We start from the raw sequence: 12,699 nt of genomic DNA, 5'->3' as shown, positions 1-12,699 counted from the left end.
AAAGGGACTTTAATGACGTTACGTCTGGGGCGCGGGCAATTGACGGAGTTTAAGGCAATGGTAACGCCTGAAGAAGTATTGAGTTTTTGGCTAGATGAAGTTGGCCCTAAGGGTTGGTATCTTGAAGATGAGGCGCTGGATGCAGACATTCGGGCGCGGTTTCAGTCAACTTGGGAAGCAGCGGCAGCGGGTCGGTTCTCGCTCTGGCTGACTTATCCCAGTGGGGCGCTTGCCTATATCATCCTGACAGATCAGTTCCCGCGCAACATGTTCCGGGGGGAGGCGCGTGCCTTCTCGACCGATCGCGCGGCTTTGGCGGCAGCAAAATGCGCAGTCGATAAAGGCTGGGACAAAAAGATCGACGAACCGGCCAGACAGTTCTTTTACCTGCCCATGATGCACTCGGAAAACCTGTGTGATCAGGAACGGTGCGTGCGTCTGATCTGCCAAAACATGAGCAGCGACGCAAGCAACCTGCTGCACGCCAGAGCGCATCGCGAGGTGATCCGCAAGTTCGGTCGTTTCCCGTATCGGAACGCGGCGCTGTCCCGCAGCTCGACCCCGCATGAAACGGCCTATGTCGATATGGGCGGGTACGGCACGACCGTGCGCGAACTACAGGCAACGGGCTGAGCGCGAAGCCGCAACCGCGCTTTGGTCGCGGCTGCGCTTTATGACTCCGGTGTACATCCCCGCAATGCCAAAACGCGTTCTGCCGCGATATCGGCACCGGTTTGGATCGCCTGCGCAATCAGCACTTCTGGCGTGTCAGCAAGTTCCGAAATCCGCTCCTGAACCGTTTGCAGCTTCTGTTCTGCTGCATTCAGGCGCCCCAGCGTTGCCCGGAGGTTTTGCGCGGCTTGGCTGTCTGCCAACGTGTCTTGTTGTAAAAGTACCGTCAAATCAGTCCGCAACGCCGCAAGCTCGTCCCGAATGCCCTTTGCCTCATCCCGGAGGGGGGGCACGGCCTGAACCGTTTGTGAGACTTCAGCAGTGATGCTTTCGGCTTTCGACGCCAGTTTCCAGCCCAGAAACAGGCACAGCGCAACAAGTATCAATGTGGCGTTGAGCAGGGCAAGCAGCAGATCTTTCAGAGTTTTGGCCATGGTCAGCCCCTTGAATGGGTTGAGAAAAGAATAGGTCCGACCGGTGTCGGCGTTTCTTTTCTAGCCATTGCATGGCCTGGGGTATAGGCTGAATTCCGCAAGTTCAGGCATCGCTTACCATGCGTCCTATTTGTCGCGGGATCGGTATATTGATGCGTTCCGAATAATAGTTTAATGGTAAACTAAATTTTCAACTCCTGCGCCGAGAGGAACACATGGCTGCACAATCCTATGATCTGATCGTAATCGGGGCTGGCCCCGGCGGCTATGTCGCTGCAATCCGCGCAGCCCAGCTGGGCTTGAAAACCGCGGTTGTCGAGCGCGAGCATTTGGGGGGGATCTGCCTGAACTGGGGCTGTATTCCCACCAAGGCGCTGTTGCGGTCGTCCGAAGTGTTTCATCTGATGGAGCGCGCCAAGGATTTCGGTCTGAAAGCCGAAAAGATCGGATATGATCTGGATGCGGTGGTCAAACGATCCCGTGGCGTGGCCGCACAGCTGTCAGGTGGCATCGGCCACCTGTTGAAGAAGAACAAGGTTGCCGTCGTGATGGGGCAGGCCACGATCCCAGCAAAGGGCAAGGTCAGCGTCAAGACCGACAAAGGCACCGAGGAACTGACCGCCAAGAACATCATTCTCGCAACCGGAGCACGGGCGCGGGAACTGCCGGGCCTTGAAGCTGACGGCGATCTGGTCTGGACCTACAAGCACGCGCTGCAACCGCCGCGGATGCCGAAAAAACTGCTCGTCATCGGGTCTGGTGCAATCGGCATCGAGTTTGCCAGCTTCTACAATACGCTGGGCGCAGACACCACGGTTGTCGAGGTGATGGACAGGGTGTTACCGGTAGAAGATGCCGAGATCAGCGCATTGGCCAAGAAGGCGTTCACCAAACAGGGCATGACCATCATGGAAAAAGCCATGGTCAAGCAGCTGGACCGTGGCAAGGGCAAGGTGACCGCGCATATCGAGATTAAAGGCAAGGTTGAAAAACACGAGTTCGACACAGTGATCTCGGCCGTTGGGATCGTCGGCAATGTCGAAAACCTTGGTCTGGAAGCTCTGGGTGTCAAGATCGACCGGACACATGTGGTCACGGACGCGTATTGCCGCACCGGTGTTGAGGGCCTTTATGCGATCGGTGATATTGCGGGGGCTCCCTGGCTTGCGCATAAAGCAAGCCACGAGGGTGTCATGGTCGCGGACCTCATCGCGGGTCAACATGCGCACCCGGTCAAACCCGAAAGCATCGCAGGATGCACCTATTGCCAGCCTCAGGTTGCCTCGGTTGGATATACCGAAGCAAAAGCCAAAGAGCTGGGTTACGACATCAAAGTCGGCCGTTTCCCCTTTATCGGCAATGGCAAGGCCATCGCTTTGGGTGAGCCTGACGGGCTGATCAAAACCGTGTTCGATGCCAAAACAGGCGAGTTGCTGGGCGCCCACATGATCGGCGCCGAAGTTACCGAATTGATTCAGGGTTACGTGGTCGGTCGTCAATTGGAGACAACGGAAGAAGACCTGATGAACACTGTCTTCCCGCACCCGACACTGTCAGAGATGATGCACGAAAGTGTGCTGGATGCCTATGGCCGCGTGATCCATATGTAAGACCGGCGTATTTGCCCCGGCCGGGTGGGGGGCTCTGCCCCCGCCGCGCGTGCCGCGCGCCTCCCCCGGGATATTTTGGGCCAGATGAAGCAGGGATCCATTATTCATCTGGCTGCAAATATCCCGGAGCGCGAGGCAGAGCCTCGCAAAAAAAACTATGTGTTCAAAGCATCCAGAATGCGCGCCCATGACCGGATGCCCTTGTGGAAGCTTTTCACGTCATATTTCTCGTTCGGCGAATGGATGGCATCATCTTCGTTTGCATAGCCAACCAGCATCGAGTCGAGCCCCAGAACGGTGTTGAAATAGCCGACAACAGGGATTGATCCCCCCATGCCGGTGAACACTGCCTCGCGGTCCCACTCATCCGACAGCGCGCCGCGCGCGGCTTCGAATTCGGGTCGGGTGATATTCATGACCGACGCGGGAGAGCCTTCCATATCGTTGTCCCAGGCCACTTTGGCGTCCGGGGACAGCCGATCCTCGACATGTTTGCGGATTTTGGCGCGCAGCGCGTCCGGGTCCATGTCACCAACAAGGCGGCAGGTGATTTTGCAATGGGCCTCGGACGGAATAACGGTTTTGGAGCCCGCACCGTTATAACCGCCCCACAGCCCGTTCACTTCGAGCGTTGGTCGTGCCCATTGTTGCTCCAAGGTGGAGTACCCCTTTTCGCCATGCGGCTGGGTGTAGCCGACCGAATTCAGATAATCCGCTTCGTCGAAGCCGCAATTCTGCCATTGGCGCAACTGGTCTTCGGGTACTTCATGCACACCTTCGTAGAATCCGTCGACCGCGACCCGTCCGGTTTCGTCGTCATAAAAAGAGGTCACGATTTTCGACAGTTCGCGCAGCGGATTCAGGCCCGGGCCGCCATAGTGGCCGGAATGCAGGTCGATGCGCGGCCCCACAATGGTAAACTCGTCCTTCAGCATGCCCCTCAACTGCGCCGCAATTGACGGAACGCCGCGTGACACCATGGATGTATCGCAGACCAGCGCCAGATCCGCTTTGAGTTCGGCGGCATTTTCCTTGAGGAAAGGAACCAGTGAGGGCGAGCCTGATTCTTCTTCGCCCTCGAAAAAGAAAGTGATGCGGCAGGGCAAGGATCCGTGCACGGCCTTCCAGGCGCGGCAGGCTTCGACAAAAGTCATCAGCTGACCCTTGTCGTCTGATGCTCCGCGTCCGCGGATGACTGGACCGGTTTCGGTGTCCTCAATGGCGGGATCGAACGGATCCCGGTTCCACAGGTTCAGCGGATCGACCGGCTGCACATCGTAGTGGCCGTAAAACAGGAAATGCGGAGCAGTCGCGTCCTCACCCACGTGACCGACAACCATTGGGTGGCCCGGTGTTTCCCGTTTCTCAGCCGCAATCCCTATACTGTTCAGATCAGCAACCAGCCAGTCCGCGGCGCGGCTGACCTCGGCCTTGTATGCGGGGTCGGTCGAGATCGACGGGATACGCAGCAGTTCCATCAGGCGGTCGATCGAGGTTTGCAAATCTTCGTCAATCCGGTTCAGCACGGCGTCTAGCGACATGGGAGGCTCCTGCCTGTTTTGTTGTTCCTGCGAACCCTAGCAGCGTTGCCGGCGCCGTCCAGAGGTGTTGACACGGATTGCGGCCCGGCAGTGTAATCCTTGGGTAGGGGGCGAGACCTGCGTCGTTTCCACGCGTCCGATGGCCGTAACTTTACTTGTCGGATGGGGTGCAAACTTATATTTGATGCAAATCAAAGTTGGGTTCACCTTTTCGGCTGTAACCAGCTGAATAAGGGAACACAAAACCACCGAAGCAGGTTAAGCTGTGGGAGGTGACGGAAATATCGCCCAATGGGAAACCGGAAAACGGGCGTTCAAGGAGGGTCCTTTGGACTATACTGCTCAGCTCGATTCAGCGATCGCCAGGCTGCATGACGAAGGACGTTACCGGACCTTTATTGATATCGAACGTCGAAATGGACATTTCCCCCATGCGGTGCGCACGCGTTCGGACGGGTCACAGCAGAATATCACCGTATGGTGCGGCAATGATTATCTGGGCATGGGGCAAAACCCGGTCGTTCTGAATGCAATGCACGAAGCTGTTGATGCAGCCGGTGCAGGTTCGGGCGGTACGCGCAATATCTCGGGCACCACAGTTTATCATAAAAGGCTTGAGGCTGAACTGGCCGATCTGCACGGCAAGGAAGCCGCGCTGCTTTTTACCAGTGCCTATATCGCCAATGACGCAACGATCAGCACGCTGCCCAAACTGTTCCCGGGCCTGATCATCTATTCTGACGCGCTGAACCATGCCTCGATGATCGAAGGTGTGCGCCGGAACGGCGGGGCTAAGCGCATCTTCCGGCACAATGATGTGGCGCATCTGCGCGAACTGCTTGAGGCGGATGACCCCGCCGCGCCCAAACTGATCGTATTCGAGTCGGTTTACTCTATGGATGGCGATTTTGGTCCGATCGAGGAGATCTGTGATCTGGCAGATGAGTTCGGCGCACTGACTTATATCGACGAAGTGCACGCCGTAGGCATGTATGGCCCGCGCGGCGGCGGTGTGACCGAGCGCGATAACCTTGCCCACCGGATCGATATCATCAATGGCACGCTGGCAAAGGCCTATGGCGTGATGGGCGGCTATATCGCGGCCAGCGCCAAGATGTGCGACGCCGTGCGGTCATACGCACCGGGCTTTATCTTTACCACGTCCCTGCCACCTGCGGTTGCGGCCGGGGCTGCCGCATCTGTTGCCTACCTGAAAACTGCACCTGAACTGCGCGAGCAGCATCAGACGCAGGCAAAAATCCTCAAGCTGCGGTTGAAGGGGATGGGACTGCCGCTGATCGACCACGGAAGCCATATCGTGCCCGTGATCGTCGGAAACCCGGTCCATACCAAGAAACTCAGCGATATGCTGTTGGATGATTACGGCATTTATGTGCAACCGATCAATTTCCCGACCGTTCCGCGTGGAACCGAGCGTCTGCGCTTTACCCCTTCACCGGTGCATGGGCCTGACGAAATGAACCGTCTGGTGCAGGCGATGGACGAACTTTGGTCACATTGTGCGCTAAATCGCGCCGAACTTGCCGGTTAACCTCACGCCAAAGTGTGCAACGTATTTGCCGCGTGTTAAGCTTACGCTAACAAAATTGGCGGACGAATCGTTTTGGGGATGATTCGCCGCTATCGCGAAACGCGCGACAGGCAGAATGGGGCAGCAGGAATGATTGGGCGCAGATCACAGCGCGAATCTGATGAGGACGTAGATGTCAGACCAAAAGGGTTTGACGACTACGAAGTACGCCTTGGTGACAAGATGCGCGGCGAACGCGCAACCATGGGCAAATCCCTGTTGGATGTTCAGCGCGAGCTGAGGATCAAAGCCAACTACATTGCTGCCATCGAAAACGCAGATCCTGATGCCTTTGACACGCCCGGCTTTATTGCCGGGTATGTGCGTTCTTATGCGCGTTATCTGGGGATGAACCCGGATGAAACATTCTCGACTTTCTGCGCGGAAAGCGGTTTTGCGGTCGCGCATGGCATGTCGGCCGAAGCCTCGGTGGTGCGAAAGCCGACCGGCGCGCTTCCGGCGCGCGGGCCAATGGGGCGCGATCCCTTCATCTCGCCCAATACGCCGTATATTCCGGGCAAGGAATCTCTGGTCAGTCAGATTGAACCGCGCGCCATCGGCTCGTCGCTGGTGCTGTTGGCGGTTATTGGTGGCATCGGCTATGGCGGGTGGGCCGTTCTGAACAAGATCCAGCAGGTGCAGGTCAGCCCGGTTGAACAAGCGCCTGTGGTGCTTTCCGACCTTGATCCACTTGATGCCGTGCGCGGTGGCATTGGCGAGGACGAGGTGGCAGTGGCGAACACCGAGGCATTGGACCGTCTCTATCGTCCGCAGGCCTTGGATGTGCCGGTTCTGGTTGCCCGCGATGCGCCGATCTCGACCCTTGATCCACGCGATGTCGGAACCTTCCGCCCACCAAGCCTGCCGCAGTTCGAAGTTGCCGAAGTGCACACCGTTGAACGACTAGCCTTGCCGCAGGTCGTGGAACAGGTTGATACCACGCTGAAAATCGTAGCTGTCGATCCGGCTTGGATGCGGGTAACGGCGGCAGATGGCAGTGTCATTTTCGAAGGCACCCTTGGAACGGTCGAGCAAGGCAGTGTCTTTGAGGTTCCTTTGACGGAAGAACCGCCGCTGTTGCGGGCAGGGGCGTCGGGATCGGTTTATTTCTCGATGAACGGCGAGCACTATGGCCCGGCAGGGGCGCCCGGCACAGTTGCCAAAGGGGTGATCCTTTCGAAAGACGCGGTGTCTGAAGTTTATGCCGTTGCCGATCTTGAGGCGGAACAGAACAGCGCACTCAAGCAGCTGGTGGCTGAGCTGCAAACCGAGGCGACAGAAGCGCCCGCCGATTGATCTTGCCATTGCGGTAACCCCTGTGCCGGACTATCTACAGTCGCAACTCATGCAGACGCGGATCCGTCCTTATGTCCCTTAATCACGTGCGCCCCTGGCGCGACATTTATCGTCGTAAATCCCGTCAAATCATGGTCGGCAACGTCCCTGTTGGGGGCGATGCCCCGATCGCTGTTCAGACCATGACCAACACCCTGACCACCGATGTGGCGGCAACGGTGGCGCAGGTTCAGGCCGCGGCGGAGGCTGGCGCGGATATCGTGCGCGTTTCAGTCCCCGATGAGGCGTCGGCTAAGGCATTGAAAGAGATCGTGCGCGAAAGCCCGGTGCCCATCGTTGCGGACATCCATTTTCACTATCGCCGCGGTATCGAAGCGGCCGAGGCAGGCGCTGCCTGTCTGCGCATCAATCCCGGCAACATCGGCGATGAGCGCCGGGTGAAAGAAGTCATTCAGGCCGCGCGCGACCACAATTGCTCGATCCGCATCGGCGTGAATGCGGGCAGTCTGGAAAAGCACCTGCTTGAGAAATATGGCGAGCCGTGCCCCGAGGCGATGGTCGAAAGTGGGTTGGAACATATCCGGATTCTGCAAGACAACGACTTCCACGAGTTCAAGATTAGTGTGAAAGCCAGCGACGTATTCCTGTCCGCCGCCGCGTATCAGGGCATAGCCGAAGCCACAGATGCGCCCATCCATCTGGGTATCACCGAGGCGGGCGGGCTGGTGTCCGGCACCATCAAATCTGCTATCGGTTTGGGCAACCTGCTGTGGATGGGGATCGGTGACACGATCCGCGTCAGCCTGTCTGCCGATCCGGTAGAAGAGGTTAAGGTCGGCTTTGAAATCCTCAAATCCCTTGGTCTGCGCCACCGGGGCGTCAATATCATCTCATGCCCGTCCTGCGCGCGACAGGGGTTTGACGTTATCAAGACCGTCGAGGCGCTGGAACGTCGTCTGGAACACATCAAGACACCGATGAGCCTGTCGATCATCGGTTGCGTGGTCAACGGACCGGGCGAGGCGCTGATGACCGATGTCGGGTTTACCGGTGGCGGGGCAGGATCCGGGATGGTTTATCTGGCGGGCAAGGCCAGCCACAAGATGTCCAACGATCAGATGATCGACCACATCGTGGAACAGGTCGAAAAGAAAGCGGCTGAATTGGACGCGGCTGCGGAAGCGGCAGAGTAGTGTGGGGTCGGCTGTGTCGGTAACGCAGGCATAGCGACCTTACTCATCCCTTGCCCCAGTGCCTGAGCTGTTGCTAACTTGTTTCGTGACTGAACTTGCCTGTTTCGCCGCTGGTTCCGTCGGTAAGCAGACCAGCGCGGACCCATGATTTGGGAGGAGTGTGTCATGACATCCAAGACCGCAGGCCCTACGCCACCCGAGAACCTGACGCCACACCAGCAGGCCATGCCCAAGGTCAATCGTGTTACTTCGGATGATATAAAGGCGTCACTGAAAGCTGGGTTTTCCGATTTTCTGGCGCGCCCCTTCATGAGCGGTTTCTTCGGGCTTTTCTATGCAGCTTTCGGAATCCTGATGGTCTGGAGCTTGGTCTGGCTTGGCAAGATCTGGATGATCATTCCTGCGATTGTCGGATTTCCTCTGGTCGCGCCTTTCGCCGCTGCAGGACTTTATGAGATGTCCCGGCGGTTAAAGAAGGGCGAGAGTTTTGGCTGGTATGAAATCCTCACTGTCATGGCCGATCAACGCAAGCGCGAAATGGGCTGGATGGCCTTTGTCACGCTGTTCATTTTCTGGGTTTGGGTTTATCAGGTCCGGCTTTGGCTTGCGATCATCCTGCAGAATTCATCCTTTTCGGATTTTGACGGATTCTTGAACATCATCTTGTTCACTCCGCAGGGTTGGACATTCCTTGCAATCGGCACCTGTGTCGGGGCGTTCCTGTCGGCTGTCCTGTTTTCGGTCACTGTCGTCGCCATGCCCATGCTTCTGGACCGGGAAACAAATTTTGTTTCAGCCATGTTGACGTCTTTACGCGTCGTCTCGGAAAGCCCTGTGGTCATGCTCGGCTGGGCAGCGATCATCTCGGTCACAATGTTATTGTCGATGGTTCCGGCGTTTATGGGCTTGATCTTTACCTTGCCGATCCTTGGCCATACCACGTGGCATCTCTATCAAAGGGCCGTGGAACCGGTAGACGGCTGAGGTCAGCGATCAGTCCGCCTTTTTGTCTGGGGGCAGCTGTGCCGCCCCCAATACCTATCAACCCTGTTCTGCGCGAACGCCATCTGCAATCTGCTGCATCTGATCGGCGGGCAGATAGCCGCGCAGCAACTCGGTTCCCAACACGAATGAGGGCGTGCCCGAAATCTGCATCCGTTGCGCCAGGGCACGGGTGCGGCTGATCTCATCCGTGACGCTGTCGCTGTCCATCGCGGCGATGATCGCGTCACTGTCCAGACCCAGCCCGTCAGAGATGCGACGCAGAGTAACTTCTGAGGGTTCGCCGCTGAATTCCATTAGCGCATCGTGAACCTGTTTATAGGCGTCATTGCCTGCCACTTGCTTGGTTGCCACCGCAAAGCGCGAGGACAAAACAGATGCGTCGCCCAGAATTGGCAGTTCTTTGATCACAAACCGGATATTGCCATCGCTGGCCAGCAGGTTTGCCACTTCGGGCACCGCGCGGCGGCAATAGCCGCAGCGGTAGTCCATAAACTCGACCAGTGTAATATCGCCGTCCGGGTTGCCGCCGACCCAGCTATAGTCATCGTCGAACAGTTCTTCCGCATTGGCGGCGACCAGTTCCTTGTCTGCGGCCGCTTCGGCCATTGCATTTCGCTGTTCGAGGATATTGATTGCCTCGATAATGACTTCGGGGTTTTCCAGCAGGTATTCGCGTACCTGAGCGCCAAACTCTGCCTTTTCGGCATCATTCATCGCGTTCAGGTCCAGCGCCTGTGCTGAGGTCGCCGCCATGGAAAGCCCCAGAAGGGCGGGTGCAGCATGTCTGAGGATCATTTCCGTTTCCTTTTATCTTTCTTGAGTCGTTCTGAGGCAATCAGCACGTCTTGTGCCCTTTGCCAACCCGGAGAGCCTTCGGGCAATTGCGCCACGGCCCGTTTCGCGTGAATTCCGGCATCCTCCATCCGACCTTGCAGCGCATAACGCTCTGCCGTCACGGTCGAAGCCATGCCGTTATTTCCGACCTGTGCATAAGCCACACCCAGGTCTTGCATCAGGCGTGCATTACGAAAGTCGCGCGCACGCGCCTGTTCCAAGGCATTCAATGCCTGTTTTGTTTCCCCTTGCGCCAGCAGGGCGCGCCCATAGCCCGCAAGGATCAACGCATTGTTCGGGGCCATTTCAACAGCGCTTGCATAGGCTTTAACAGCCTCGCTTACCCTTCTGTTTTCTAACAGGATTTGCCCCTTCAGGTCGTAATAGAACGGGTCATCAGGACGTTCGGCAAGTGCCGCGTCTATCGCGGCACGGGCGCGGGACAGATCGCGGTTCTGATGATAGGCCGAAGCCTCTCGCATCAGGCGGATGTCGCGATAGGGTTCTTCACCGGCACGCCGCAAGGTCCAGCTGGGTGACCGCAGAAAGGCCGACAGCTTGCCTTTAACCCGCGCAAACCAGTAATCCGAATTGGGGTTTGGAACGGCGCGGTCGCCAAACTCGTCCAGGAACGCCTCGGCGGCGCGCAGACGATCACGGCTTGTTGGGTGTGAGCGCATATAGGGGTCCTGATTGGCGACACTCAGCAGTTCCTGACCGGCGAACTTCCGATGCAGTTCCACCATCCCGCTGGGTGAGATTTCGGCCCATCGCAGGTAACTTGCGGCGCTGCGGTCAGCGGATGCCTCTTCCGCGCGGGTGTGACCCAGAAAACCGCGAATTGCTGCGCCTTGGGTGCCAGCAGCGATCCCGATGGCGGCCTCGCCCCCACCTGCCGCAGCTGCCAGCAGGGCCAAAGCCGTGCCGAGGCTGGCATTGCGCTGCGCGGCTTTCAGGTTCTCGGCCCGCCGTGCCAGATGACCATTCGAGATATGGGCGGCCTCGTGGGCGATGACAGCCTGCAACATTTCGGGGCTTTCGACGGTCAGAATCAGCCCGTAGTTCACATAAATCGCGTTGTAGTCGATGACGAATGCATTGAACGTGTTGTCGTTTACGACCAGAATCTGAACCCGGTTCGTGTTCAGCCCCGCAGCCCGCAACACCGGAAAGGCCAGTTCACGCAGGCCATGTTCGATATCAGGGTCGCGGATCAGGCTTTGCGCGTGCGATTGCACCGCTGCCGCCAGCCAGACGACAACGGCAACCATCAAGGCCGGGATTGACGCCAACCGGGATACGCGCTCAAAAGCCATGACTGCAACATGGGAGATGGGCATGAGAAACTCAACCCGGTCCGGGGTCGATCCCTTCATCGTGATGGATGTGATGGAGGCGGCACGCAAGGCCGAAGAGGCAGGTCGCCACGTGATCCACATGGAAGTCGGCCAGCCCGGAACCGGCGCGCCAAAGGGTGCGACCGAAGCTTTGGCCGCGGCGATGGAGCAAGGCCCGCTGGGCTATACGGTTGCCCTGGGTCTGCCCGCCCTGAGGCAGCGGATCGCCCGGCTTTACGGCGATTGGTACAATGTCGACCTGAACCCCGAGCGGGTGGTGATCACTCCTGGCTCGTCCGGCGGATTCCTGCTGACCTTTACCGCTTTGTTCGACAGTGGCGACCGTGTCGGTATCGGGGCGCCCGGCTATCCGTCCTATCGCCAGATCCTGAAGGCGCTGGGTCTGGTCCCGGTCGACTTGCCGACCGCGCCGGAAAACAGGTTGCAGCCCGTGGCGGCAGATATTCAGGGGATGGACCTGAAAGGGCTGATGGTAGCTTCACCCGCAAACCCGACCGGTACGATGTTGGATCGCGCCGCCATGGGTGCCTTGATCGAGGCGGCTCATGGGCAGGGCGCGTCATTCATCAGTGATGAGATTTACCACGGGCTGGAATACGAAGCCAAGGCCGTGACGGCGCTGGAACTGACAGATGAATGCTATGTGATCAACTCATTCTCGAAATACTTTTCGATGACCGGATGGCGCGTAGGCTGGATGGTGGTGCCCGAGGATCAGGTGCGCGTGGTCGAACGTATCGCTCAGAACATGTTCATCTGCGCCCCCCACGCCAGTCAGGTCGCAGCGCTGGCTGCCATGGACTGCGACGACGAATTGCAAGCCAATCTGGACGTGTACCGCCGCAATCGCGCGCTGATGCTGGACGGGCTGCCCAAGGCCGGGTTTTCGAACATCGCGCCGCCCGACGGGGCGTTTTATGTCTATGCAGATGTGTCTGATCTGACCGATGACAGCCGCGCATTTGCGGCCGAGATTCTGGAACAGGCCGGTGTAGCCGTGACACCTGGGCTGGATTTCGACCCGCAGCGCGGCCATACCACATTGCGTTTTTCCTATGCGCGCGCGACGGATGACATTCAGGAAGGCCTTGAGCGTTTGCGCCTGTTTATGACCCGGCGCGGCGCTGTCAGGGAACGGGCCTGAGCCGTTCACAAACCGCCCCTT

Annotated in this window: 11 protein-coding genes; 7 read left to right on the top strand and 4 right to left on the bottom strand. The window is 58.2% G+C overall.

Going from position 1 to position 12,699, the window contains the following annotated elements; translation table 11 throughout:
* Window positions 1-57 precede the first annotated feature (57 nt).
* Window positions 58-633: a DUF924 family protein gene (locus tag I9182_RS04265; protein WP_209504864.1), complete on the top strand. Its 576-nt coding sequence runs from the start codon at window positions 58-60 to the stop codon at window positions 631-633.
* A gap of 38 nt (window positions 634-671) precedes the next feature.
* Here the strand turns inward: I9182_RS04265 and I9182_RS04260 are convergent, their stop codons facing one another.
* Entirely contained in the window at window positions 672-1,106 is a 435-nt protein-coding gene (locus tag I9182_RS04260; RefSeq protein WP_209596769.1) for a hypothetical protein, read from the bottom strand.
* A gap of 215 nt (window positions 1,107-1,321) precedes the next feature.
* Here I9182_RS04260 and lpdA point away from each other — a divergent pair, with 215 nt between their 5' ends.
* Entirely contained in the window at window positions 1,322-2,716 is a 1,395-nt protein-coding gene (lpdA, locus tag I9182_RS04255) for a dihydrolipoyl dehydrogenase (RefSeq protein WP_209503622.1), read from the top strand.
* 155 nt (window positions 2,717-2,871) lie between these two features.
* Here lpdA and I9182_RS04250 read toward each other — a convergent pair whose 3' ends face one another.
* Window positions 2,872-4,257, bottom strand: coding sequence for a M20/M25/M40 family metallo-hydrolase (locus I9182_RS04250; protein WP_209596767.1), 1,386 nt, complete (start codon window positions 4,255-4,257; stop codon window positions 2,872-2,874).
* A gap of 328 nt (window positions 4,258-4,585) precedes the next feature.
* On the opposite strand from I9182_RS04250, the gene hemA reads away from it, so the two are divergent.
* From hemA to I9182_RS04230, 4 genes are all read left to right on the top strand, one after another.
* Window positions 4,586-5,809, top strand: coding sequence for a 5-aminolevulinate synthase (gene hemA, locus I9182_RS04245; protein ID WP_209503624.1), 1,224 nt, complete (start codon window positions 4,586-4,588; stop codon window positions 5,807-5,809).
* A gap of 129 nt (window positions 5,810-5,938) precedes the next feature.
* Window positions 5,939-7,144 carry a helix-turn-helix domain-containing protein gene (locus tag I9182_RS04240; RefSeq protein ID WP_209597548.1) on the top strand — a complete coding sequence of 402 codons (1,206 nt, stop codon included), beginning with the start codon at window positions 5,939-5,941 and terminating at the stop codon, window positions 7,142-7,144.
* A gap of 71 nt (window positions 7,145-7,215) precedes the next feature.
* The gene (ispG, locus tag I9182_RS04235) at window positions 7,216-8,337 is read left to right on the top strand and encodes a flavodoxin-dependent (E)-4-hydroxy-3-methylbut-2-enyl-diphosphate synthase (RefSeq protein ID WP_209503626.1); all 1,122 of its coding nucleotides are present in this window, start codon (window positions 7,216-7,218) and stop codon (window positions 8,335-8,337) included.
* A gap of 165 nt (window positions 8,338-8,502) precedes the next feature.
* On the top strand, window positions 8,503-9,321 hold the full coding sequence (locus I9182_RS04230; RefSeq protein ID WP_209596765.1) for a DUF2189 domain-containing protein: 819 nt from the start codon (window positions 8,503-8,505) through the stop codon (window positions 9,319-9,321).
* A gap of 57 nt (window positions 9,322-9,378) precedes the next feature.
* Here I9182_RS04230 and I9182_RS04225 read toward each other — a convergent pair whose 3' ends face one another.
* Both I9182_RS04225 and I9182_RS04220 read right to left on the bottom strand, forming a co-directional pair.
* Complete coding sequence (locus I9182_RS04225) at window positions 9,379-10,137, bottom strand: DsbA family protein (RefSeq protein ID WP_209596763.1); 759 nt, start codon at window positions 10,135-10,137, stop codon at window positions 9,379-9,381.
* Window positions 10,134-11,516, bottom strand: coding sequence for a M48 family metalloprotease (locus tag I9182_RS04220; RefSeq protein WP_209596761.1), 1,383 nt, complete (start codon window positions 11,514-11,516; stop codon window positions 10,134-10,136). Before I9182_RS04220 ends, I9182_RS04225 begins: the two co-directional genes overlap by 4 nt.
* Between I9182_RS04220 and I9182_RS04215 the strand changes: the two genes are divergently transcribed.
* The gene (locus tag I9182_RS04215) at window positions 11,515-12,678 is read left to right on the top strand and encodes an aminotransferase class I/II-fold pyridoxal phosphate-dependent enzyme (RefSeq protein ID WP_209596759.1); all 1,164 of its coding nucleotides are present in this window, start codon (window positions 11,515-11,517) and stop codon (window positions 12,676-12,678) included. The genes I9182_RS04220 and I9182_RS04215 overlap by 2 nt on opposite strands.
* The last annotated feature ends 21 nt before the right edge of the window (window positions 12,679-12,699 follow it).

This window comes from Ruegeria sp. HKCCSP351, from assembly GCF_017872535.1.
Lineage (GTDB): Bacteria > Pseudomonadota > Alphaproteobacteria > Rhodobacterales > Rhodobacteraceae > Ruegeria.
The sequence above is the reverse complement of the archived record's forward strand: the minus strand, read 5'-3'. Positions and strand labels throughout refer to the sequence as shown.

Bases quoted from the DNA above. Each gene is read 5' to 3' on its own strand.
- I9182_RS04265 (WP_209504864.1), top strand. From the start codon at position 58: ATGGTAACGCCTGAAGAAGTATTGAGTTTTTGGCTAGATGAAGTTGGC.
- I9182_RS04260 (WP_209596769.1), bottom strand. From the start codon at position 1,106: ATGGCCAAAACTCTGAAAGATCTGCTGCTTGCCCTGCTCAACGCCACA.
- lpdA (WP_209503622.1), top strand. From the start codon at position 1,322: ATGGCTGCACAATCCTATGATCTGATCGTAATCGGGGCTGGCCCCGGC.
- I9182_RS04250 (WP_209596767.1), bottom strand. From the start codon at position 4,257: ATGTCGCTAGACGCCGTGCTGAACCGGATTGACGAAGATTTGCAAACC.
- I9182_RS04240 (WP_209597548.1), top strand. From the start codon at position 5,939: ATGATTGGGCGCAGATCACAGCGCGAATCTGATGAGGACGTAGATGTC.
- ispG (WP_209503626.1), top strand. From the start codon at position 7,216: ATGTCCCTTAATCACGTGCGCCCCTGGCGCGACATTTATCGTCGTAAA.
- I9182_RS04230 (WP_209596765.1), top strand. From the start codon at position 8,503: ATGACATCCAAGACCGCAGGCCCTACGCCACCCGAGAACCTGACGCCA.
- I9182_RS04225 (WP_209596763.1), bottom strand. From the start codon at position 10,137: ATGATCCTCAGACATGCTGCACCCGCCCTTCTGGGGCTTTCCATGGCG.
- I9182_RS04215 (WP_209596759.1), top strand. From the start codon at position 11,515: ATGAGAAACTCAACCCGGTCCGGGGTCGATCCCTTCATCGTGATGGAT.
- I9182_RS04220 (WP_209596761.1), bottom strand. From the start codon at position 11,516: ATGCCCATCTCCCATGTTGCAGTCATGGCTTTTGAGCGCGTATCCCGG.